Origin of the sequence: Halobacillus shinanisalinarum, from assembly GCF_022919835.1 — a bacterium.
Classification (GTDB): domain Bacteria; phylum Bacillota; class Bacilli; order Bacillales; family Halobacillaceae; genus Halobacillus_A; species Halobacillus_A shinanisalinarum.
Genome location: NZ_CP095074.1, coordinates 2,726,816 through 2,749,416, shown reverse-complemented (window position 1 = coordinate 2,749,416; position 22,601 = coordinate 2,726,816). Strand labels below are relative to the sequence as shown.

The window sequence follows — 22,601 nt, the reverse complement described above, 5'->3', positions numbered from 1 at the left end:
TACACCTCCAAGGGACACAGCTGTATTAACCGTATTAGTATTGGTAGTACAGTATTAGTATATAGAATTGTCTAGAGTTTGAGAAGTACTTTTTTAATAAAGTGATAGGAGGCATCATCATGAAGGGGTTATTCGTGTTTGGGTAGAATCCTTTTGTTTTTGGGGAGAATCTTTTTGCATTTAGGCAGAATCCTTCTGGCTTTTGTCAGAATCATCACAAGCTTGGGTAGAATCCTTTTCTACGTGGGCCTGAATACATGCAAAAGCACCTGATCTTTTAGAGGATTCAGGTGCTTCACATTTATCTTGATTTTGGCAGCTTGTCAGTCGGCAAACGATAAAACTCTTTTACAAATGTGTAATCGCCGGCCATACGTCCAACAGGAGCCAGCTTGTGAGGGTCAACCTTATCTGTTTCCATATAGACATCTTCTTGAATATGGTAGCAAACCACTTTTCCCAGAATAAGATGATTCGTTCCAATCTCGATAATCTGATCAAGCTCACACTCCATGCTTACTGGTGCTTCCTTAACTCTTGGCGGCTGAACGTCCGTGCTGTTCACTGCCTTTAAGCCAGCGATTTTAAACTCATCTTCGTCTGCTTCAAATGTTTTACTGCTTTCATACATTTGATTAGCAAGAGCTTCGGAAGCGATATTGACGACGAATTGCCCCGTCTCTCTAACGTTCGTTAAGGTATCCTTCGCACGACCTTCTGATCCTACTGAAAAACATAAGGTAATAGGATTCATTGAAGCGACAGTGAAAAAACTAAAAGGCGCCAGATTGCGAAATCCCCGACTAGAAAGGCTTGAAACCCAAGCAATAGGCCTTGGCACAACCGCTCCCTTAATAAGCTTGCTCATATTATGTTCATGAAACTTATCTCTTTGAATAATCATAATACACAATCCCCCTAATACCCCTAATCATATCACATCCAAATAATACCACCTCAGGTCATCCATATTATGGATGACCTGAGGTGGTATTAGGTGGTGCTATCTTCCTATTACGACAGAAAATTGGCAAAGTTAGTTTAATTTATGTAGAATCGGGAATATGAGGTTATACCATTTTTAGAGAGGAGCCATCTTTTTGGGTGAAATTTGGAGTTTTATTGAGACAGCAGTAGCAAGTGCATCAGGATTCTTATGGACTTATCTATTATCCATTCTTCTTATTCTCGGGGGGCTTTTCCTCACGATTCGATTGAGGTTCTTCCAGTTCCGTTTCTTTGGTCACGTACTACACCAAACAGTCGGACAAATCTTCAAGAAAAACAAGCATCCCGGCACTATTTCTCCTTTTCAGGCTTTTACTTCAGCCCTAGCTTCAACTGCAGGTGCAACAAACATTGTCGGTGTGCCTCTAGCCATTGCGTTAGGTGGACCTGGTGCCCTATTTTGGATGTGGCTCGTCGCTTTGATTGGGATGGCAACAAAATATTCAGAGATCATACTTGGAATGAAGTACCGAGAAAAAAACAAAGAAAATGTTTGGGTCGGAGGACCACAGTATTACATAAAAAAGGCTCTAGGATGGAAATGGGTTGCTTCAGCTTTTGCCTTTTTACTCATGATTGAACTGGTCCCAAGTGTCATGGTTCAATCTAATTCGATCGCTACACAAACGGAAGGAGCCTTTGGCTGGCCTGTTTATTTAACAGGGGTCATCGTATGTGCCATGATTGCAATCGTTGTGTTTGGCGGGATCAGACGGATTGCTAGAGTAACGGATAAAATCGTACCCTTTATGGTACTTATTTATGTGGGTGTAGGACTACTTGTTATTTTTGCTAATATTGAGGAGATTCCAGGTGTTTTCGCATTAATCTTTACACATGCCTTCACTCCCATATCTGCTGCCGGAGGCTTTGCCGGTGCCGGAATAGCCCAAGCCATACGCTTTGGTGTGGCTCGCGGGCTTTACTCTAATGAGGCTGGAGTTGGTACAGCACCCATCGCCCACTCTGCAGCACAAACTGATCATCCTTCTAAACAGGGAATGTGGGGAATATTCAGTGTATTCGTTGATACGATTGTAATTTGTACAGTATCAGGGCTTGTCGTCTTATCAACAGGTGCCTGGAAAGAGGTTAGTGCAGCAAACTCCTCCAATATGATTAACGTCGCTTTTGGAACTGTGTTAGGTGACACATTTGGCGGAATTTTTGTGGCCATCTTCCTGTTGTTCTTCATTATTACAACAGTTGGTGTTCTAGTTTTTTACGGGGAAAAACAAGCAGAATACCTATATGGCTTGAAGGGTGCAAAAGTTATGAGGGTCATTTATATTGTAGCTGCTTTTATAGGAGCCCTTGGAGGACTTCAGTTTATCTGGCAATTCCTCGATCTTCTCCTTGCACTTGCAGTCATAGCAAACATTATCCCGATGCTCTTCCTGCACAAAGAAATTGCAGCTATTAACGATGACTATGTCAACCGAGTATTAAAGAAAAAGACAAAAGAGAAAAAAGTACAGCTATTCGTAGAAGAGGATGAATAAAGAAGAAAAAGCTGCTCCCCCTGAGGAAGCAGCTTTTTCTTTATATGATTATCCATACCCTTCCACCTCAGATCATCCATAATATGGATGACCTGAGGTGGAAGGGTTTCCCATGCCATGGGCTTCCTTGATATAATAGAGTGACGGCTTCATTTCTAAGAAGGTTTGAGGTGAATTTATGTTAGACACACATGCGCGGAAATTTGTACAGCATTCCATAGATACAACGGCTTTCTGGTTGTTAAAAAAGGGGCGAACAGCTAATCAAGTAACTATCCTTGCTTTTTTAGTAGGAATCTCCACAAGCATTCTTTATGTACTGGGTTTACCGATTATTGCAATTATTTTCCTATGGCTTTCGGGGTTTTTGGATGCCGTAGATGGCACCATGGCAAGACATACGAAAACCTCTCCATTTGGCACAGTCATGGACATTACATTTGACCGTGTCGTAGAAGTGTCTATGATTGTTGCCCTTGCCTACGTCCATCCTGAGGTGATGTGGCCTCTATTGCTCCTTAGTGTATCCATCGTAATATCGATGACCGTTTTCTTAGTGGTTGGAAACGTGTCTGAAAAATCCGGGGTTAAATCATTTTACTACCAAGCAGGGCTCGCGGAACGGTCGGAAGGATTTATCTTGTTCAGTATTATGCTGTTATTTCCAAGCATCTTATATTGGTCGACACTGGTTTTCTTCGCTGTTGAGCTGTTTACCGGCGTACAACGTTTTCTTGAAGCGAAGAAAATCTTAAACTAGACCTCAAACATAAAGTTGAGGTCTAGTTTACCTTTTCATTTGTACACATTATACGTCAGGTTAATCTTGCTCTCTGTTAAGGTACTCGTTTGGTTCTTCTTCATGTTTGTCATTGTGGTTTTTGAATTGGCTAAGTCGGCCATTTCGGTGTTCTCCGTGGTTCTTATTTTCTTTAAATTGGTTGTCTACTTTCTTGTCTTTATTCTCCATAACTTTGACTCCTTCCCAGTTGGCAGATTTTTATTAGCTTTTGAATTTTGTCTTCTTTTATTCATACGAACCAAATCCATACCCAATAAACGCCAAAAGCATTCAAGGATGCATTTGGCGTTTTTTTATCAAAATGGAATGGACAATAAAAGACTGTTTCCATTAATGATCACAGCAATCGTGGCTGTTATTTTTTCTATATCTATATGCTTCCTTGTCGGTTCGAATATGGGATTAAATGGGCAGCATGGGGGTCCAACAGAAAATGAAAATCAAAGCTCTGATAGGGATACAAGCAATAATGTGCAAAATAATGGAAATGGTGATCAGGCAGATGTGAGCAATTCAATTGATAATCATCTAAATGACAGTAATAACAACCAAATAGAGAATAATGTGTTGCCCTTTTTTCCGATATAGAACAAGTTATCCAGTTAACTCTGAGTATATTAGAGGCTGGTATCAGGTTATGAGTGAATCTGAATACAATCCAGGTATTTACGGTTCTTTTGATTCTGATACAGCACTATATCAATCTTTCCAGCAAGCCTCTGAAAATAATGCTGGAATCAAAGAGAACACGTACATCTGGACAGCTGTGCTAAAAGTGGGAATCACCACAGAGGCAAATGCTCCAAATTACCAGCCAGCTGCCCCAGAGGATGGGTTAATAGCCGGTTAGTATGGAATAGAAGCACAAACATGTAACATTGATACAAACCTGTTCAACAATAATGTATTAGATGGTGTATTATGGTGAAATCTAACCAGATAAAGAGTAAGGGGAGATTCTCACAAGTAAATCTCCCTTTTTTTTAATGGAGTGTACAGTCAAGTGAACTTAACCGCCTCCAACAAAATGAACCAATTCAATTTGATCCCCTTTTTGTAAATGAATGTCCGAGTACTGATCACGTTGAATAATCGTTTGATTATACTCAACGATAACCATTTTCCCATCCAATTTGTAAAAATCCAAGAGATCTGTCACCGTCACAACTTTTTCAGGACAATCTAAGGGGTCTCCATTTACCTGTATGGTCATCGTGAACACCACCCTTTCTTATAAGACTGATACCGCTTCACGGCATCGTCTGCATCTAACAAACCGGAGATAGCCGCGATCCCAGTTGCACCTGCTCTTCGTATTTCTGAAGCATGCTCGGGCTTAATCCCTCCGATCGCAATAACCGGCAGCGTAACCGAATCAGTAAGGTCAGCTAACCCTTTCAACCCCTGTGGCTCCTTTCCCGGTTTTGAGAATGTCGAATAAATGTGGCCGAACATTACGTAATCCGCCCCTTCATTTTCCGCTTGTTGAGCTTCGTTAATGGAATGCACGGACTTACCAACTCGTAAAGAAGGGAAATAATGACGTACATCGGTTACGCTTAAGCTTTGGTTCGAGAGCTGTACACCCCCAGACCCAAAACAATGAGCTATATCTGCACGGTCATTTATCACAATCCGTTCAGGTGCCACTCCTCGCTCTCGCATCTCGAAGATTCCCAGTGAAATTTCTTTTGCAGTCTTCTGTTTTTCCCTTATATGGAAAAACACTTCCCCACCATAAAGCGGAGCGATTTTGTCGGAGAACTGCTTGATTGGCCAATAACCGTTAGAGACCACATGAAATTCCATGTTTACACAATCTGCCAATCTTTCATAACTGGCTGATAACCTTTTTCATGAAGCAATTGGCGAACCTCCTCCACGGAACGTTCATCGGAAATTTCAAACTGGCTTTGTGTATTTTCCGGTTGGGTATAGCCGCCTACTTCAGTTGAGGAAGCAGCTGACATTTTTGTCACTCCAAGCGGAATCAGTTGATCACGTAATTGAGGAGTTTCACGGGTTGACAATATAATCCCTGCCCGCGGAAGGAATAACCTGAGGGCAAGCATAGCTTGAACCATATTTTGATCCGTTACATGAATTTCGGGTTGAAAACTCCCTGCATTAGGCTGGACCCTTGGGAATGAAATGCCAATTTCCGTATCCAAGTAGTTGTCTTGAAGGTAACTCCCGTGCAAACCTGTGATATAACTTTCCTTGCGCCAATCATCAAGACCAAGCAAAGCTCCGATTGTGACAGATCTCATCCCAGCCTGGCAGCCTCGCTCAGGGGTATCCAGGCGATACTTATAGAAACGTTTCGGTCCTTTCGTATGGAGGTCACGATAAATTTCTTGATCGTAAGTCTCCTGAAAAACCGTCAGCGTATCAATTCCGCTCTCTACCAATTCTTCATACTCCTCGCGATCCATCGGCTGAACTTCGAGCCCCACCGAGGAGAAGTATTTCCTAAGAATCTTCATGATTTTTGATAGGTAATCAACAGATGAATGAACCCGAGATTCTCCCGATAGGATGATAATTTGTTCAATTCCCATGGCATATATCGCCTGAGCCTCTTCCTCTACTTCTTCCATCGTTAAACGCCTTCTAGGAAAAACGTTATCAACACTAAAACTGCAGTATTTGCATGTGTTTACACAGTAATCGGAAACATAGAGTGGCAGAAAGAGCTGCATGGTATAGCCAAAGTGCTGCAAAGTGAGTTGATGCGCCTTCTGAGCCATCTCTTCTAAGTAACCTTCTGCAGCAGGTGACAGGAGGGTGAAATAATCCGCCTCAGTAAGTCCATCTTTTTGTAAAACGTTCTCAACATCACTTGCTGTTATCTCATCAAATAATGACTTAAACGGTTGATCTTTCAGCTTTTCATACACGTTATAGAAACTCATTATTGACCACCTCCTGTTGAAGTTAAAAATCCCGTTAATGGTGAGGAGGCTTTTGCCTGAAGAGACGATTGCCCAAGCCCTGAAATGTAAGCCATTCTTCCAGCTCTAACCGCCATATCAAAAGCCTTCGCCATAGCCACAGGGTCCTCCGCAGTTGCAATCGCTGTATTTACAAGAACAGCATCCGCACCCATTTCCATCGCTTCCGTTGCCTCGGAAGGTTTGCCAATCCCTGCATCTATAACAATTGGGACATCAATTTCATCAATCATAATCCGAATCATTTCCTTCATCCGGATACCCCGGTTCGAGCCAATCGGAGACCCTAGCGGCATGATCGCTGCAGCCCCGGCCTCTTCCATACGCTTCGCTGCCATTAAGTCAGGACTCATATAATCTAGGACAACAAACCCTTCCTCTACCAAGATTTTCGTCGCTTTAATCGTCTCCTCATTATCGGGAAGAAGGTATTTTTGATCGGAAATGACTTCGATCTTGACCCAATTCCCCATTCCGCTAGCCTTTCCAAGTCGTGCAATCCGTACCGCTTCTTCTGCCGTCCTTGCTCCTGAAGTATTCGGCATTAACGTTGCCTGCTCTGGGATATCATTAACGATATGCTTGCCAGAACCATCTAGATCCACCCTCCTAATCGCAACCGTAACAACCTGTGAATGAGACTGTTCAATTGCCTCCCGCATTACACTATGGTCTGCAAACTTCCCTGTTCCTGTAAACAAACGACTTTCAAGTTCTTTCCCTGCAATCACTAACGGATCCTTCATAACATCTCCTCCTCGTTAAATTGCCATTAAAAAAAGCTCACCCGCGCTATGGGTGAGCTTCGATTTACTTTATGCAATACACGTTTACATTCAGCCTCGAAAGCTTCCCTACGCTGGTTCTAACCAAGTCAGGTTCAAAGGGTCGGAAATGTTCTTCCTCTCAGCCACATGTATGGCACCCCTAGCTCTTTTCTTATTCAATTTTCAGAAACCTCATCTTAAAGGATAGCAAAACTCTTCCAGTTTGTGAACCACCTTTTCTTTTTCACCTCATCACACTTCCCCCAGAAATCTTCATAGACTCTCCAATGATATTCCCAGCTGTCTCAGTTAATAAAAACACAATCGTATTCGCTACTTCTTCAGCAGTAGAAATCCGCCCCGAAGGAATCCCTTCTTCTGCAACCTTCAATTGCTCTTCAAAACTACGATTGTTCCGTTCGCCTTTGGAGCGAATCGACTCCCGCCCCATTTCTGTATCCACATAGCCAGGGCAAACAGCATTAACCCGAATATTGTGTTCAATCGCCTCAACTGCAAGCGACTGAGTGAACCCAGTCACCGCAAATTTTGAAGCACTATAGGCGATGTTCGCATGCGTCCCGCGCAAACCTGATAAAGAGGATAGATTTACAATCGCTCCCTCGTTCTGAGCCTTCATTTTTTCATATACAAGCTGTGTCAGTAACACTGTAGAAAAATAGTTCAGCTCCATTACGTTACGAAGATCGTCTTCCGTCAGGTTATCGAGTGTGCTTCCCCCGACCACCCCGGCTGAGTTGACAAGTCCAGTAATAGCTCCATTTGTTTGGATGGCTTCATCTACTAAATGTCTCCGATTTTCCTCGTCATTAAGTTCAGCAGTGTGAACATATACTTTTACAGAGTCATTCAACCGTTTACATTCGTCTTTAAGGTCGTTCAGCTTTTCCTCCCTTCGTCCCGTTATCGTCACATCAGCTCCCGCTTGCACAACAGCTTTTGCTGTTTGATAACCGATGCCGCCGGTAGCCCCTGTTATTATGATATGTCCGTCCTTAAGAGCTTCATTTGAATAAATACTACTCATTTGATCTAGCCTCCTTTTTATCTATGTCTTACCATAACCTTTCTATTTATAACTGAAACCATTGCATACATTAACATGGGTACGTACAATAGTCTTATGTGACTAGGAGAGGTTGTTCAAAAAGTCACCAAATGATAAACGGCGAACTTCTTCGTTGCTCGGTTTTTCCGGTCCTCACGTATGAAAGACATACGCTGTAGTCCTCAAAACTTCCGCGCCCCGAACTTCTTGCGACGCGCAAGGAACGTGCTAGTGTCGACTTTGTCACAGAAAGTGACGACCTTTGTCGACGTTCTAATTTGGCAACTTTTTGAACACTCACTAGAAAGGAAGATTTCATGTATCGTTCAGTAGGTTTTTGGAAACGCCTCGGAGCAGGTATCTTAGATTCTATTATTGTAATGACTCCTATTGCCCTTCTAGGAGTGCTTTTATTTGGGTGGGATTTCGACAGTCCTTACTCTAACTGGATTACCCTCCCTTACTCTTTGTTTCTGCCGGTTTTATGGAAGGGATATATTGTCGGTAAAAGAATTATGGGGATACGCATTATAAAGGTTAATGGAAATAACGTTGGGGTCGGGACGATGTTCATGCGGTTGATCGTAGGCGGTCTCGTGTATGCCTTAACATTAGGAATTGGCCTCATTGTCAGTGCCTTTATGGTCGGAATTAGGGAAGACAACCGCTCCATTCACGACTTTATAGCAGGGACTTATGTAACGGAAGCAAAACCAGGCGAAGTGTAGAATAAGGTATCAAAAAAGCGAGCACATCAACGTGCTCGCTTTCTATAAAACTATCTTAGAAAAACATGATCGCCAATAACTGTTGTCACTTCTTGATCACTCAAAAACTCACTAGTCGCTTTATCAGGATTATAGAAAAACAGGGACTCACGATCATACCCCTGATAACCCAACGCCTCTTCAACAGCACGTTTAGATTCTTCACTTGCAGGCTGATTAATTGTACCATTCAACACAGGAGAGAACTGGTACCCATCATAAATCACACCGTATATAGAATCGGGATACTTATCACTAGACACCCTGTTTAAGACAACAGTGGCCACTGCAACTTTACCATCATAGCCTTCTCCCTTAGCTTCTGCTTCTACTAATCTAGCAAGCAAATCCTCTTCAGATTCACTAGGCAGAACAGGAAGATCCAGCTGCTCGTCTGGATGAATTTCATTCCTATCGATGTTATTCATTTCTTTAAGCTGCTGAACAGGGATGCCGTATTGATTTGCAATTTTATATAAAGAATCACCCTTTTTAACGGTATGAGTGCTACTTTGTGCTGAAACTTGGCTTGTAAACGTCAATGAACAGGCGATTGCGACAGATGCAATCATCATTCGTTTTACTATCATGATGTACCTCCTTGATGTTTAATCTTTTACAAGTTAACACATGTCTGTACAGGATATCATTATTAATTATTTCCAATGTTTCCATATGGTTATGGGTAAGGGGGCTTTTTAAAAAAGATGGATAGAATTCTTACCTCCTTCAATAATATAAACTCATACCTTAGCGAGAGTCAGACAGTATATGTACTTTCTATTATGAATTGTATATTATTTTTTACTCAATACACTTATGGAGGGCCATTTAAACACCTTTCTAAAGGTTGTTCGCAAAGCAGGTTTAAAAGTAACTAACAACAGGAATATTAACTGACAGTAGATTGTTTAGATAACTTTTTAAGATAATAACTTTTCGCTCGAATTCGAGATATTTTTCTTGACGATGCTTAACATGTATTGTAAAGTTACTTACATAAGGTAAGTGATTAGGGGGTATAAACTCCAAAATAGACAGAAAAATATAAGCACATTGGTATTATCCAATAAATTAGGAGGAATGAAAATGTCAACACTAACATTAGACAAAGTACACAGTGGTTTAGGCTTTCAGATCAAGCATATGGTTGTTTCCAAAGCTAAAGGGGAATTCCAAGATTTCGATGTTGATTTCAATGGAGATCTTTCTGACCTTGAATCAGCAAGCATTAAAGTAACAATTCCTGTTACTTCTATTGATACAGGTAATGAAGACCGTGACGGACATTTAAAAGCTGGTGATTTTTTCGAAGCTGAGAAATATCCAAACATGGTTTTTCAAAGTAAATCCATTAAAAAGGTATCTGACGATGAATACGAAGTAACTGGCGATTTTACTATCAAGGGGACAACTAATGAAGAAACGTTTACAGTAGAATATAACGGAACTTCTAAGAGCCCGCTTGATGGAAGCACAGTTGCTGGATTTGAAGTTGTCGGAAAAGTAAACCGCGAAGCTTATGGCATGACTTATAATGCAGCTGTAGAAACTGGCGGTATGCTTCTTGGTAAAGATGTTAAATTCGAAGGTAACTTTGAGTTTATTGTAGAAGATTAAGGTAATTTTGGTTGGAGGCCTTTCCTATTATCCTTAATATGATGATAGGAAAGGCTTTACTTTTTATAGACTAACAGTTATAGGTACAGTACGTCGGCCTGACGAAACCAAACCTTTTTGACGCTAATGGGAGCTTTGTAAAAATACAGTTTAGTAAGATACTCTTTTCTACTCATTGATCATATTTTTATCGTTGCCCCATCAATCCGCTTCGCTCCTCTAATTTTCGCTACATCTTCAACTAACTGCAAAACGGCCTTGTCCTTCTTTTTCGCCTCAATCATAAAATCAACATCTACCTGATGAGATTTCAACACTTTGATCAAAGGTTTAATAAATTCAATATCAACAAAATCAGCATGGCTGCGATAAGCTTTTTCCGATCTTGGTGAAGAAGCATGAATCTTAGGAGGAAAAGGATTGTTCGACCACGTCTGGTAGAAGCGAAGCAGTAGATCTTCTAGTTTCTTCTCCTCTTCCTCATGATTAGCCATATAATGGTGGTAATCAAACATCATTGGAATGCTTTCTTTTTCACAGATGGATAACGTCTCCGTAGTTGTGTAGGTTTTATCGTCATTCTCAAGAGTCATTTGCTTTTTAATTGGAATTGGCAGTTGCTTAAGGTTAGCGTGAAATCGTTCCATTGCAGAGGGTTTATCGCCATATGCCCCTCCCACATGAAGGTTGATATGCGACTCTTTTTCAAGGCCCATCGCTTCAAGTAATGAATAATGGTATTCCATATCCTTAACTGTATTCGTCGTCACATGTTCTTTTTCACTTGTGAAAAGTGTAAACTGATTGGGATGGAAACTCGTCCGCATCTGATGCTCTTTTACCAGTTCACCTATCTTTTCATACTCCTTTTGAAAAGGCGTAAGGTAATCCCACTCGACCTCCTCATGAGTGGCAAGTGGAACGAGTGATGACGAAAACCGATAAAGATGAATTTCATGAGCAATATTATAATGAAGCGCACGTATTGTATGTTCCAAATTTGCTCTTGTAATCTCCTTAAGCTGTTTGATCCGCTCCTTTTTTCCAAGTTGTTTGTATCGGGAAAAAGTCATCGTTTTAGACGGGCTTGCATCATATAATGAAGTGGCCATTGCTACATAGCCGAAACGAATGATCATAAGTTAACTCCTTTTATTAGTCAGCTATTCCCCATTTTCTAAAAAAGATCCCAATTAACTCTCCGACTTCTTCTTTCTAACTGAAGAACATCACGCCATCTGCCGTGCAGATTCACTATTCTTTCACGAATGCCTAACTCTCTCCATGCTTTCACCTCATTGGAAGTGGTATTTCATATTTTCTATCTTTATTGGATCCGATTTTATTCCCCCCTAATTTGACTAACAAACGTTTGATAGTGTCTCCAGATTTAATACCTAAGTACTTTCTTGCCTGTTTGTTTGATATTTTAGGGTGACACAAATAAGCATAATCCTGTAAAGCTTGTATATGAGAATCAGTTGACTTTATGCCACATGGTGAACACTGCCACTTTCCTTTGACCCAAACCATTTTAGTAAAACAAGATTGGCAATAAACACCGAGTAGCAATTCAGACTCCTCTATTCCAAATAACTCCAAGACATTCTGATGTAATTCACGATGACCTTGAACTATTTTATAGGCCATTGGGTACAATTGATCCAAAGATATCTGTGCAGTTTGATGTCTCTGTTCTAGCTTATTTAATCGATGAATGAACCCTTCACTTTTCAAAATCTTTTCTGAATCTCTATCGTTCTTTAACTTTAGAACAGTATTTTTACCCGAAAGTAAGACCAGTGCTTCAATGGGGAATGATGTGATAGAGAACTGGTCTTCAATCCATAATGCCAATTGTTGTTGTTGACGCTCAATTTGAAGAACTGGATCTGGGAAAGCCTCTTCCTTTTCATTAGAAATGCGGGTTAATTGATGAATATCACGATCTAGCAGTAATGTTCCAGAAATATTCTTCACTTCCAAGATAAGAATAAATTTTTGTGAGAGTAGCACGGTGTCCATTTGAAAAAAATGCTTACCATCAAATAAGCGGAGATCGTGAATAACGAGGTAATCTTTATGAGGAATGAAGCTCAGATGGAAATCTAATGATCTTTCGCCCTGATAACCAGCACGCGTGCGGGCGATAGCGTCCCGGATATGGGGTATCTTGGGATGGTGAGGTGGAAGTCTTCTCAGGAGAGCTTCTAATTTTTTTAATCTCAAAGGATAAGACCGGTGCTTTATATTCATTCAAATCATCCTCCTATATTTCATTATAATCTTTTATCGGCGCTCACTCTACTTTATTTGCGCTGGTTCCTCCTTTTATCAGCGCGTTTCCTCCACAATAAAAGGACGCGCGGGGCGCGTCCTTTTATTCGTTATTCTAAGCTAGCACCTATTTCTTCAACCATCGCCGACATGGATTGAAGTCCTCCTCCTGATAAGTACCAATATTCAGGGTCGAGGTAGATGATATTGTCATTTTTATAGGCATCCGTCTTCTTGACTAACTCATTTTCCACTACTTGTTTCACCGATGATTCGCCGCCGACGACAGCACCACGGTCAATTACATATAGATAGTCTGGATTTTTCTTCGTAATGTACTCGAAGGAGATGCTTTGTCCGTGGGTCGATGCTTCTATGGTGTCGTCCACTGGCTTGACTCCAAGTACGTCATGAATGATCCCGAAGCGTGAGGATGGTCCATAAGCGCTCACTTTTCCATCGTTTGCTAGGATGATCAATGCTTCCTCATCCATGTTTGATGCTTTTTCATTTACTTTTTCGATACCAGCTTTAAGGCTAGCTACTTCTTCTTTTACTGCATCTTTTTTGTCAAAAATTTCACCAAGTGTCATCATGTTTTGTTCAAATGATTCCATGTAATTGGTGGTGTCCACCCCTAAGTGGATAGTTGGGGCAATTTCGCTAAGCTGCTCATATACAGAGGCTTGGCGACCGGAAATGATGATCAATCCTGGATCCATTTGACTGATTTTCTCAAAATCAGGCTCCTTCAATGACCCAGCATTTTCATATTCATCACTATCATATTGACTTAAGTATTCTGGAAGTGAGTTCTTTGCGACAGCTGCAATATCTACACCTAATTGGTCAAGACTGTCTACGATACCGTAATCGAATACAACAACATTTTCTGGATTCTTAGGCACCTCTGTTTCGCCTAATTCGTGTTCAACTGTAATCGTCTCTCCCTCTTGAGCAGCTGAGGTTTCCTCAGATTCTCCACACGCTGATAAAACCACCAACACCATCGCTACACTCATCAACAATAACCATTTTTTCATAAAAAATCACCTCATCCTTTTTATTAGAAATAGACGCAAATTCTATTGTCATTAATCGTTCGAATATCAATATCCATATCATAGATTTCATTCAAGACATTGGACTGAATCATCTCTTCGGTGGAACCCTCCCGTACAATCTCGCCATTTTTTAGAGCCACAATGTAGTCAGAGTAGACTGAGGCGAAATTGATGTCATGAACGACGAGAACAACCGTTTTCCCGAGTTCGTGAACGAGTCTCTTCAATGTTTTCATTACTTGCACGGAATGATTCATATCCAAGTTATTTAATGGCTCATCGAGTAACACGTAATCAGTATCCTGGGCAATCACCATGGCAATATAAGCCCGTTGCCGCTGCCCGCCGCTTAAATGTTCAAGGTATTGATCTTCCCTATCTTGTAGGGCCACAAATTCCAAGGCTTGATCGACCTTTTCCTCATCCTCTTTTGTCAATCGGCCTTTTGAATAAGGAAACCGGCCAAATGAAACGAGCTCCCTGACTGTTAATCTTAAATGGATATGGTTGCTTTGCTTTAGAATGGCTAGTTTTCTGGACAAATCTTGGGTTTTCCAATTACCAATCTCACTTTCTTCGATATACACCTCCCCTTCGTCTCTTGTAATGAGTCGGCTAATCATCGATAACAAGGTACTTTTCCCAGCACCATTCGGACCGATAAAAGTAGTGATTTTCCCCTTTGGAACCGAAATGGAAACATTGTCCACTACAGGTTTATCGCCGTATCTTTTAAATAAATTATTTAGTTTAATCATGCCTTATTCTCCCTTAGTAATAGATAAATAAAGTAGATTCCGCCAATAAAATTAATGAGAACACTAATCGTTGTTGAAAAAGTGAATATACGTTCAACGATAAGCTGACCACCAACGAGCGCCACGATACTGAACAAAATCGAGACGAGAAACAGATAACGATGCTTATACGTTTTCATAAATTCGTGGGCCAAGTTGACAACGAGCAAGCCTAAGAACGTAATCGGACCAACGAGTGCTGTTGCCACTGAAATAAGAATCGCTACAATAATTAACAGCCTTTTAACAACCTTGTCGTAAGGGACACCTAAGTTAACGGCCTGGTCCTTGCCGAGTGCCATCACATCGATGTATTTATGCAATGGCAAATAACTAACGAAAGCTATGAGCATGAGCAGAATGGAAATCCATAATAAATCAGTATTGATATTATTGAAGCTTGCAAACATGCGGTCTCGGACCATCATGAACTCATTAGGGTCGATTAACACTTGCATAAAAGAAGACAGACTCGAGAAAAATGTCCCGAGAATGATACCAACTAATAGTAAGAGGTAGACATTCTCTCCCCTCCTAAATAACCACTTGAACAACAAGAAGGAAAAGATTATCATGGCTCCAACAGAAAGCAAGTAGTTAAGTTGGCTGTCCATCATTACGATGGAGCCAGATCCAAACCAAAAAATCACACCCGTTTGAACGAGCAAGTACATACTATCTAAACCTAGAATGCTCGGAGTTAAGATTCGGTTCGTGGTGATGGTTTGGAAAATGACCGTTGAAAAGGCAATCGCCCCTCCTGTAACAATGATCGATAGAACCTTCATTCCTCTACTAGGCAGGATATAATCCCAGTTGCTGCTTATTCCCGTGAATAAATAGATGGCAATGAGCAGAAGTGCAAGCACACCAATCGCTATGGTCTTTCTTCTAAGTTGCATACGACCGCCTCCTCATCAGTAGGTAAATAAATATTCCGCTACCGATGACGCCAACGGTTACACTGATTGAAATCTCATAAGGATAAATGATCACTCGACCTAAGATATCACAGGCAAGCACGAATGCCGCACCGATAATCGCTGTTTGAATGATACTCTTCTTCAAATGATCCCCGTAGTAGTACGTTACGATATTTGGAATGATTAAGCCTAAGAATGGAATCATGCCTACTGTCAGGACAACAGATGCCGTCACCATCGCCACAATGGCTAACCCAATGTTCACGACCTGCCTATAGTTTAATCCCACATTTTTGGCAAAATCCTCCCCTACTCCCGCTATGGTAAATTGATTTGCGTATAAATAGGCAATCACCAGAAAAGGAATTGAAATGAACATCATTTCATAACGACCTTCCATAATCATCGAGAAATCACCATGCAGCCAGGACGACATGTTTTGAACAAGGTTGTATTTCAACGCGAAAAATGTAGAAATCGAACTGATCACATTCCCAAACATTAAACCAACGAGTGGGATGAAAATCGTGTCCTTGAAGGGAATCCGTTCCAGGATTTGCATGAAAATAAACGTCCCTAAAAGAGCAAAACCAAACGCCACCATCATTTTCACCATAGGACTTGCCGATGTGAAAACGAGTAACGATACTAATACACCGAGTCGTGCTGAATCAAAAGTCCCGGCTGTTGTGGGTGAAACGAATTTGTTCCTCGTCAGTTGCTGCATAATCAGGCCGCAAATACTTATGCTTGCTCCAGCAATAAGAATGCTCACTAATCTCGGAAAACGACTGACCATTAAAATATCAATCTGTTCCCGGGTTAATTGAAAAGCATCTAAGATCGAGACATCCGACACGCCAACGAACAGGGACACAATACTTAAAATGATAAGAACGGAAAGTGTGTAGCTAATTTTCATACCTATATTCCCCTTAACTCTGTCCCACTTACATTTTTCTTGTTATAATGAAATTGAAAATCATTATCATTTAGTGAGATCATACTTATTGTATCAAGGAGAAAAATAACTTCAATAGAATTCAGATATAATAAACAAATTCTTTCACGATGTTGCTTAACTTTACCAAAAGAAAGGATGAGTAGGTTTTGGCGAGGAGAAAAGATGCCCGTATTTTACGTACTCAAAAATGGATTAAGGAAGCCTATTTACGATTACTTGAAGAAGTCCCTCATGAGGAACTATTGGTTAAGGAGATTACTGCTGAAGCTGACATTAACCGTGCTACGTTTTATAAACATTTTCATGATAAACATCATTTGCTACGTGAAATGGTGGATGAGTTGTTTGTGCAATTGATGCTTGAAATTCAATCGTGTGATACTGAGATTGACTTTGTATCATCTAAACAGCCACACCCAAGGTTTGTCCAGCTGCTCACTTCCATTAAACAACATGCTCTATTTTTTTCAGTGATGTTAACGAAACAGAACAACATTCATTTTCAGCAGAAACTTGAAACATTCATCAAGGATTCTTCTAACGCTATCCTTAATATCGCACTGAATTACAATCATAAAATTAAATGTTCTGAACAAATCACTCGTACGTTTATATCTATGAGCATCATCGGCACAATAAAATGGTGGATTGAGGAAGGCTTTCCAGATGAACCTGAGGAACTTGCTCAGTATTTAACGGAGATGATCGACGGCGGAATCTATACTTGATAAATATGGAAATGCCCTGATAAGAGCATTCGCCCGGCTACGAGCGGCACGGCTTTCTATACGCCAATACACACGACGTCACACATAAGTGTTTGCCTCCATGATTGGTTCCTTCCTTACGAAGGCAAATAGCTATATTTTGCAGGTTTTTATTGCCTCACTGTCATAAAAGTTCAAGATTGATATTCTCTTAACAAATAAAAAGGACGCAAATGTGAGCGTCCTTTTCCATAATCATACCGGCTCTTCAGTTGTTACATAATCCACATCGAACCCCAGGTCCTCTAGCATTTGATGGTCTTTTGTCCCTTCCTGCCCAGCTGTAGTCAAGTAATCCCCTACAAAAATCGAATTGGCAGGGTATAGCCCGAGTGGTTGGAGACTTTTTAAGTTAACCTCTCTCCCCCGGAAACGCGGATTTCTTTCGTAGGATTGATGAAGCGAAATAGGCTAAGTACTTTTAGACAATAAGTCGGTGTTAGCTCATTCGTTCCTTCTAACAATGTTCCATCAATGGCATGCAGAAAATTAACGGGAATGGAATCCGCATCAAGTTCCTTCAACGCGCGTGCCATATCAATGACATCCTGCTTGGATTCCTTCATTCCAACGATGACACCTGAGCATGGTGAAATGCCGGCTTCTTTTGCATGATTGACGGTGGCAATCCGATCATGGTAGGTGTGGCTTGTAGTAATGTTATCATGATGCTGTTCAGAGGTGTTGATATTGTTGTTGTAGCGGTCGACTCCCGCCTCTTTTAACTGTTGTGCTTGTTCAGGCTTCAGTAAACCAAGACATGCACAAACTTTCATGTCGTATTTGTCTTTAATCTCCTCGACTGCTGAGGTAACGATATCGAGTTCCCGCTTCGATGGTCCACGGCCGCTCGCTACGATACAATACGTTCCTGATTTCAGACGATGGGCTTGCTCAGCCCCTTTAATAATCTCATCCCTGTCCATCATACGGTATTTTTGTATAGGAGCAGCAGAATCCCTTGATTGTGCACAATAGCCGCAATTCTCTGGACAAAATCCTGATTTTGTATTGATGATCATGTTCAACTTTACCTGGTTTCCATAATAATACTTACGAACCTGGTACGCACTATGTAACAGTTCCAATAATTCTTCATTGGAACACTCTAGAACAGCGAGCGCCTCCTGATCAGTTACTTCCTCCCCTTGAAGTACCTTATCCGCTAATAGTTTCCAATTCTGCATACAACCCCACCTTTAAGCAACCTTTTTCTGATTTCGAAAAGCACTTTTTGAAACGATGCCTGTCTCAAGACGATAAGCCATGACTCCCGCAAATATTGATAGAACAATATCTTTTGGTAAAGGGAAAACCATCCAGTACCAGGCCATTTTGTAGGTAAACCCTTCTGGTGCATCAAACCAAAGGAGATAAGCTGCATACATCCAATTAGTCCCAAAAATATAGTTGATGGCCATTGCAAGTATTGCTGCCGAAATGTACATAGGCAAGCTGCGTTTATGTTCTGCCATTTTACCAGCTATGTAGGCAATCAGAATAAACGAAACAATGAACCCAAAGGTCGGGGACAACAGGATGGCAAAGCCTCCTTTAAACTGGGCGAATATTGGCGCACCAGCTAACCCTAGCAGCATGTATGTAAACAGAGACAGAGCTCCTAAACGACTCCCAAGAATCAACCCTGCCAATATTGCAAAAAACGTCTGTAGTGTAATGGGGACACCGCCAATCACCATAAAAGGAGCTATAGAGGTAATGTTTGCGCCAACTGCCATCATTGCAACAAATAAACTCCCCATCGTTAAATCTAATGGACTCCACCTGTTCTTAGGTTCCATGTTTTACCTCCTCTCATTATAGAACAAGCATAGAAGATGAGTTCGGTTTATGTCAACCATAAAAATTAAAAGTTAACATATTGAATATAAAAAAGGACGCTCTGATAAGCGTCCCTCCTTATTATCGTACATTCATCTCACTTGGCTCGGGGCCTTTACGTTCCCCGCGGTCAAGCTCATTGATTTGATTCATTTCCTCATTACTCAGTTCGAAATCAAAGACATCGAAGTTTTCTTCAATACGGGAAGGTGTAATCGACTTCGGAATCACGATCGTTCCATTTTGCAAATGCCAGCGGATGATCACTTGAGCAGAAGTCTTGCTGTGCTCAAGCGCGATAGCTTGAACGACATCGTCCTTCAATACATCTCCACCCTGCATTAATGGACTCCACGCCTCGAGAAGGATGCCATTTTTACGACAAAAATCCTTCAATTTGTTTTGCGCTAAATAAGGGTGGCATTCAACTTGGTTGACGGCAGGCTTAACATCACATTCATCAAGCAGGCGCTGCAAATGATCAATGTTAAAGTTACATACACCAATGGCCTTCACCTTGCCATCCTTCTGCAGTTGCTCAAGTGCTTTATATGTCTCTACATAATCATCAAAGTCCGGCGTCGGCCAGTGAATCAAGTACATGTCCACGTAATCAAGACCCAACTTCTCTAAACTCACGTCAAAAGCTTTTAGTGTGTTGTCATAGCCCTGATCTGTATTCCATACTTTTGTTGTGATGAATAGCTCTTCACGTGGGACATCGCTGTTCGCAATGGCTTCACCCACTTGGCGCTCATTTCCATAAATTGCGGCGGTATCAATTGAGCGGTAGCCTGTCTGAATCGCTTTTGATACAGCAGGTTCAGCATCTTTTTCCTCGACTTGCCATACACCAAAACCTAGCTGAGGCATGTCGACTTTATCATGTAGTTGTACTGTTTTCATTTAAATCTCTTCCTTTCCAATAAAGGGATACAATGGTAGTGTAGCACAGAAAAATTTATTGGGATGCACAGTTTGCTTGAAGGCATAATTGCTGAAATAAAATGAACTCCTGTTCAAAGGGAATACCTTGAATAATTATTTAACCAAGTTTACTATTTATATAGTGAGATTTTCGAAGGAGAGATATTCATGCAAGATCAAGAAAAGTCGTTGCTTATATCCAATTTAGAAGCGACGATGCGGAGATTTGTTCGAGGGTTCAGACGGGAATTAAATGATCAACTCGGCGAGGGCTTTACCAGTAGTGAGCTCAGCTTCCTACGTACTATCAAGGAAAAAAAGTGTCATAATGTTTCTTCACTTGCCTCAACATTAAATGTATCAAATAGTCATGCCACCTCAGTTATGGATCGTTTAGTGGAAAAAAGTTTAATTGTCCGCACTCGCTCAAAAAAAGATCGGCGGGTAGTTGTTTTTATGTTGACGGAAGAAGGAGAGCGCATGTATCAAACGCTTGACCAAAAGCGGGAAAGCTATATGCAGCAGCGTTTTGAACGATTATCAAAGGAGGAAATCCAGGAATTAATCCGTATCTTTAACCTCCTATAATTCTGCACAATAAAAGGATGATATATAATGGAACATCTTGAATACAAACAAAAAGTCACGATTATGATCGCGATTATGGCGGCAATGCTTTTTGCAGCTTTGAACCAAACCATTGTAGGGACGGCACTTCCGATTATTGTGGCCGATATTGGTGGTATGGACTATTTTAGTTGGGTGTTTACTATTTATATGCTCACAACGAGTATTACCGCTATATTAGTCGGGAAATTATCGGATACATATGGTCGAAAACCATTTATTCTCGTTGGGATCGGGGTCTTTATCGTTGGTTCATTCATGTCAGGGACATCAGTTAATATTTACCAATTAATTATTTATCGAGGCTTACAAGGTTTTGGCGGAGGAATGATTATATCCACTTCCTTCACAGCCATTGGAGACTTGTTTTCACCGCGGGAGCGCGGACGCTGGCAAGGGTTAATGAGCTCTGTATTCGGTTTGGCTAGTGTGTTCGGCCCTACTTTAGGCGGCTATATTGTTGATACGTGGGCATGGAACTGGGTTTTTTGGGTCTTCCTCCCTTTCGGTATCATTGCCTTCATTATGATTTGGAAAATGTTCCCGCATACTAAAACTAAAGCAAAGACGTCTGTTGATTTTATCGGAGCTATTGTTTTAGCCTTGGCCATTGTCCCGCTCCTGCTTGCTTTCTCATGGGCTGGAAAAACATTCGCCTGGGATTCAGCCATGATCATCGGACTATTCGTGTGGTCAACTGCAGCTTTGGCAATCTTTATTTTTGCTGAGAGCAAAGCGAAAAACCCTGTGATCCCTCTTCATTTATTTAAAAATAGCATCTTTTCCGTATCCAATCTGACTGGGTTACTAATGGGGATGGGGATGTTTGGAGCCATCATGTATATGCCGTTTTTTATTCAAGGGGTTATGGGGATGTCAGCAACTAAAACGGGTTTTATCATGATGTCGATGATGCTTAGTATGGTGGTAACAAGTACGCTCGGCGGCCAGCTTATTACCAAGACGGGACGTTACAAAATTTTCGCTGTCATTGGCTTGGTCATCATGGGAATCGGCATGTTCTCCATGTCCTTAATGACCGTAGATACTACTGTTCTCGGAGCTGTTCGTAACCTAATTCTTGTCGGCCTCGGGTTAGGGCTCACCTTTCCCGTTTTAACATTAACCGTCCAAAATGCAGTTGATCATAAGTACCTCGGGGTGGCCACATCAGCATCACAATTTTTCAGGCAAGCCGGTGGTACAATTGGTGTATCCATCATGGGATCAATCATGAATATGATCATGTCTGATAAAATGAGCGAAATGGCTGCACAGTCAGATGACAGCTTGGGTAATCTTGATGGTGTTTCAGCTTTAGAAGACCCACAAGTACTGATGGATCCCGATATCATTGGTCAAATTAGGCAAGGTGTCCCCGAACAAGTAGTGCCCGTGTTTAATCAATTGATCGAAGCTATGAGAGGAGTCTTGAGTACAGCCTTAAGCGGATCGTTTCTATTTGGAACGGTCGTGTTAGGAACGGCCTTTATTCTTATTTTGTTTCTAAGAGAAATTCCATTGCGGTTATCGAACCAATCCACCGAACAAAAGCCCGAAGAAGCTAAAAAAAGTTCCTAATATAAAAAAACTGATCCGCCATGTTATGGGGATCAGCTTTTTAAAGCCTACTCACTGTTACAATAACGGAGGAATTCATCCCTCACGACCTCTACTCAGCAAAAAGCGCTAACTCCTCTTCGATTTTCTTCCTGATTTTATCTAAAGCCTCTTCAGATGTTTTACCAAAAATACGAGCCCCATTGACAATCGCATAAGGTTTAATGGCACACAGCCCGCAGAATGATAAACATTCATTCATCAGCACAGCGACATCCGGATATTCTGATTCTATAATGGTTTCGACGTCGAGTTCGTTAATCAAGTTTCCATCACAAATTTCAACTACGACTACCCCATGATG

General features: G+C 41.2%; 26 protein-coding genes, 1 pseudogene and 1 riboswitch. Of the genes and pseudogenes, 9 read left to right on the top strand and 18 right to left on the bottom strand.

Going from position 1 to position 22,601, the window contains the following annotated elements:
* Positions 1–301 precede the first annotated feature (301 nt).
* On the bottom strand, positions 302–904 hold the full coding sequence (locus tag MUO14_RS13805) for a flavin reductase family protein (RefSeq protein ID WP_244751242.1): 603 nt from the start codon (positions 902–904) through the stop codon (positions 302–304).
* Positions 905–1,100: 196 nt separating this feature from the next.
* Here MUO14_RS13805 and MUO14_RS13800 point away from each other — a divergent pair, with 196 nt between their 5' ends.
* Both MUO14_RS13800 and MUO14_RS13795 read left to right on the top strand, forming a co-directional pair.
* Positions 1,101–2,510: an alanine/glycine:cation symporter family protein gene (locus MUO14_RS13800; protein WP_244751241.1), complete on the top strand. Its 1,410-nt coding sequence runs from the start codon at positions 1,101–1,103 to the stop codon at positions 2,508–2,510.
* Positions 2,511–2,688: 178 nt separating this feature from the next.
* Positions 2,689–3,270 (top strand): CDP-alcohol phosphatidyltransferase family protein, encoded by a 582-nt coding sequence (locus MUO14_RS13795; protein ID WP_244751240.1) that lies wholly within the window; start codon positions 2,689–2,691, stop codon positions 3,268–3,270.
* Between the two features lie 60 nt (positions 3,271–3,330).
* Here the strand turns inward: MUO14_RS13795 and MUO14_RS13790 are convergent, their stop codons facing one another.
* Positions 3,331–3,480, bottom strand: a complete 150-nt coding sequence (locus tag MUO14_RS13790; RefSeq protein ID WP_244751239.1) for a hypothetical protein — start codon at positions 3,478–3,480, stop codon at positions 3,331–3,333.
* Between the two features lie 114 nt (positions 3,481–3,594).
* Here MUO14_RS13790 and MUO14_RS13785 point away from each other — a divergent pair, with 114 nt between their 5' ends.
* Together MUO14_RS13785 and MUO14_RS13780 are read left to right on the top strand one after the other, a co-directional pair.
* On the top strand, positions 3,595–3,900 hold the full coding sequence (locus MUO14_RS13785; protein WP_244751238.1) for a hypothetical protein: 306 nt from the start codon (positions 3,595–3,597) through the stop codon (positions 3,898–3,900).
* Positions 3,901–3,949: 49 nt separating this feature from the next.
* The gene (locus MUO14_RS13780) at positions 3,950–4,162 is read left to right on the top strand and encodes a hypothetical protein (RefSeq protein ID WP_244751237.1); all 213 of its coding nucleotides are present in this window, start codon (positions 3,950–3,952) and stop codon (positions 4,160–4,162) included.
* Between the two features lie 159 nt (positions 4,163–4,321).
* Here MUO14_RS13780 and thiS read toward each other — a convergent pair whose 3' ends face one another.
* The 5 genes from thiS to MUO14_RS13755 form a co-directional block, all read right to left on the bottom strand.
* Positions 4,322–4,525 carry a sulfur carrier protein ThiS gene (thiS, locus tag MUO14_RS13775; RefSeq protein ID WP_244751236.1) on the bottom strand — a complete coding sequence of 68 codons (204 nt, stop codon included), beginning with the start codon at positions 4,523–4,525 and terminating at the stop codon, positions 4,322–4,324.
* A complete protein-coding gene (locus MUO14_RS13770; protein WP_244751235.1) occupies positions 4,522–5,121 on the bottom strand; it encodes a thiamine phosphate synthase in 600 nt (199 codons plus the stop codon). Before MUO14_RS13770 ends, thiS begins: the two co-directional genes overlap by 4 nt.
* Before the next feature lie 2 nt (positions 5,122–5,123).
* A complete protein-coding gene (gene thiH, locus MUO14_RS13765; protein WP_244751234.1) occupies positions 5,124–6,227 on the bottom strand; it encodes a 2-iminoacetate synthase ThiH in 1,104 nt (367 codons plus the stop codon).
* Entirely contained in the window at positions 6,227–7,012 is a 786-nt protein-coding gene (locus MUO14_RS13760) for a thiazole synthase (RefSeq protein WP_244751233.1), read from the bottom strand. The genes thiH and MUO14_RS13760 overlap by 1 nt, the downstream gene beginning before the upstream one ends.
* Positions 7,013–7,100: 88 nt before the next feature.
* A riboswitch (TPP riboswitch) is annotated at positions 7,101–7,205 on the bottom strand.
* A 72-nt stretch (positions 7,206–7,277) separates the two neighbouring features.
* The gene (locus MUO14_RS13755) at positions 7,278–8,081 is read right to left on the bottom strand and encodes an SDR family NAD(P)-dependent oxidoreductase (protein WP_244751232.1); all 804 of its coding nucleotides are present in this window, start codon (positions 8,079–8,081) and stop codon (positions 7,278–7,280) included.
* 338 nt (positions 8,082–8,419) lie between these two features.
* Between MUO14_RS13755 and MUO14_RS13750 the strand changes: the two genes are divergently transcribed.
* The gene (locus MUO14_RS13750; RefSeq protein ID WP_244751231.1) at positions 8,420–8,830 is read left to right on the top strand and encodes an RDD family protein; all 411 of its coding nucleotides are present in this window, start codon (positions 8,420–8,422) and stop codon (positions 8,828–8,830) included.
* A gap of 50 nt (positions 8,831–8,880) precedes the next feature.
* Here the strand turns inward: MUO14_RS13750 and MUO14_RS13745 are convergent, their stop codons facing one another.
* A complete protein-coding gene (locus MUO14_RS13745) occupies positions 8,881–9,459 on the bottom strand; it encodes a cell wall hydrolase (RefSeq protein WP_244751230.1) in 579 nt (192 codons plus the stop codon).
* 499 nt (positions 9,460–9,958) lie between these two features.
* On the opposite strand from MUO14_RS13745, the gene MUO14_RS13740 reads away from it, so the two are divergent.
* Positions 9,959–10,489: a YceI family protein gene (locus MUO14_RS13740; RefSeq protein ID WP_244751229.1), complete on the top strand. Its 531-nt coding sequence runs from the start codon at positions 9,959–9,961 to the stop codon at positions 10,487–10,489.
* Between the two features lie 179 nt (positions 10,490–10,668).
* Here the strand turns inward: MUO14_RS13740 and uvsE are convergent, their stop codons facing one another.
* The 6 genes from uvsE to MUO14_RS13710 all read right to left on the bottom strand — a co-directional run bounded on the left by uvsE (position 10,669) and on the right by MUO14_RS13710 (position 16,472).
* Positions 10,669–11,628 carry a UV DNA damage repair endonuclease UvsE gene (uvsE, locus tag MUO14_RS13735; RefSeq protein ID WP_244751228.1) on the bottom strand — a complete coding sequence of 320 codons (960 nt, stop codon included), beginning with the start codon at positions 11,626–11,628 and terminating at the stop codon, positions 10,669–10,671.
* A 151-nt stretch (positions 11,629–11,779) separates the two neighbouring features.
* Positions 11,780–12,745, bottom strand: coding sequence for a nuclease-related domain-containing protein (locus MUO14_RS13730; RefSeq protein WP_244751227.1), 966 nt, complete (start codon positions 12,743–12,745; stop codon positions 11,780–11,782).
* Between the two features lie 131 nt (positions 12,746–12,876).
* The gene (locus MUO14_RS13725; RefSeq protein WP_244751226.1) at positions 12,877–13,809 is read right to left on the bottom strand and encodes a siderophore ABC transporter substrate-binding protein; all 933 of its coding nucleotides are present in this window, start codon (positions 13,807–13,809) and stop codon (positions 12,877–12,879) included.
* A gap of 23 nt (positions 13,810–13,832) precedes the next feature.
* Positions 13,833–14,588: an iron ABC transporter ATP-binding protein gene (locus MUO14_RS13720; protein WP_244751225.1), complete on the bottom strand. Its 756-nt coding sequence runs from the start codon at positions 14,586–14,588 to the stop codon at positions 13,833–13,835.
* Positions 14,585–15,529: an iron chelate uptake ABC transporter family permease subunit gene (locus tag MUO14_RS13715; RefSeq protein ID WP_244751224.1), complete on the bottom strand. Its 945-nt coding sequence runs from the start codon at positions 15,527–15,529 to the stop codon at positions 14,585–14,587. Before MUO14_RS13715 ends, MUO14_RS13720 begins: the two co-directional genes overlap by 4 nt.
* A complete protein-coding gene (locus MUO14_RS13710; protein ID WP_244751223.1) occupies positions 15,519–16,472 on the bottom strand; it encodes an ABC transporter permease in 954 nt (317 codons plus the stop codon). Before MUO14_RS13710 ends, MUO14_RS13715 begins: the two co-directional genes overlap by 11 nt.
* A gap of 188 nt (positions 16,473–16,660) precedes the next feature.
* On the opposite strand from MUO14_RS13710, the gene MUO14_RS13705 reads away from it, so the two are divergent.
* Complete coding sequence (locus tag MUO14_RS13705) at positions 16,661–17,242, top strand: TetR/AcrR family transcriptional regulator (RefSeq protein ID WP_244751222.1); 582 nt, start codon at positions 16,661–16,663, stop codon at positions 17,240–17,242.
* 234 nt (positions 17,243–17,476) lie between these two features.
* On the opposite strand, the pseudogene bioB reads toward MUO14_RS13705, so the two are convergent.
* The 3 genes and pseudogenes from bioB to MUO14_RS13690 all read right to left on the bottom strand — a co-directional run bounded on the left by bioB (position 17,477) and on the right by MUO14_RS13690 (position 20,029).
* A pseudogene (gene bioB / locus MUO14_RS13700) lies at positions 17,477–18,468 on the bottom strand (biotin synthase BioB).
* A 12-nt stretch (positions 18,469–18,480) separates the two neighbouring features.
* Positions 18,481–19,083, bottom strand: a complete 603-nt coding sequence (locus MUO14_RS13695; protein WP_244751221.1) for a biotin transporter BioY — start codon at positions 19,081–19,083, stop codon at positions 18,481–18,483.
* Positions 19,084–19,204: 121 nt separating this feature from the next.
* Positions 19,205–20,029 carry an aldo/keto reductase gene (locus tag MUO14_RS13690; protein ID WP_244751220.1) on the bottom strand — a complete coding sequence of 275 codons (825 nt, stop codon included), beginning with the start codon at positions 20,027–20,029 and terminating at the stop codon, positions 19,205–19,207.
* Positions 20,030–20,218: 189 nt separating this feature from the next.
* On the opposite strand from MUO14_RS13690, the gene MUO14_RS13685 reads away from it, so the two are divergent.
* Positions 20,219–20,638, top strand: a complete 420-nt coding sequence (locus MUO14_RS13685) for a MarR family winged helix-turn-helix transcriptional regulator (RefSeq protein ID WP_244751219.1) — start codon at positions 20,219–20,221, stop codon at positions 20,636–20,638.
* A gap of 27 nt (positions 20,639–20,665) precedes the next feature.
* Complete coding sequence (locus tag MUO14_RS13680; RefSeq protein WP_244751218.1) at positions 20,666–22,258, top strand: MDR family MFS transporter; 1,593 nt, start codon at positions 20,666–20,668, stop codon at positions 22,256–22,258.
* A 91-nt stretch (positions 22,259–22,349) separates the two neighbouring features.
* On the opposite strand, the gene MUO14_RS13675 is transcribed toward MUO14_RS13680, so the two are convergent.
* Positions 22,350–22,577: a YuzB family protein gene (locus tag MUO14_RS13675; protein WP_255822204.1), complete on the bottom strand. Its 228-nt coding sequence runs from the start codon at positions 22,575–22,577 to the stop codon at positions 22,350–22,352.
* Positions 22,578–22,601 lie beyond the last annotated feature (24 nt).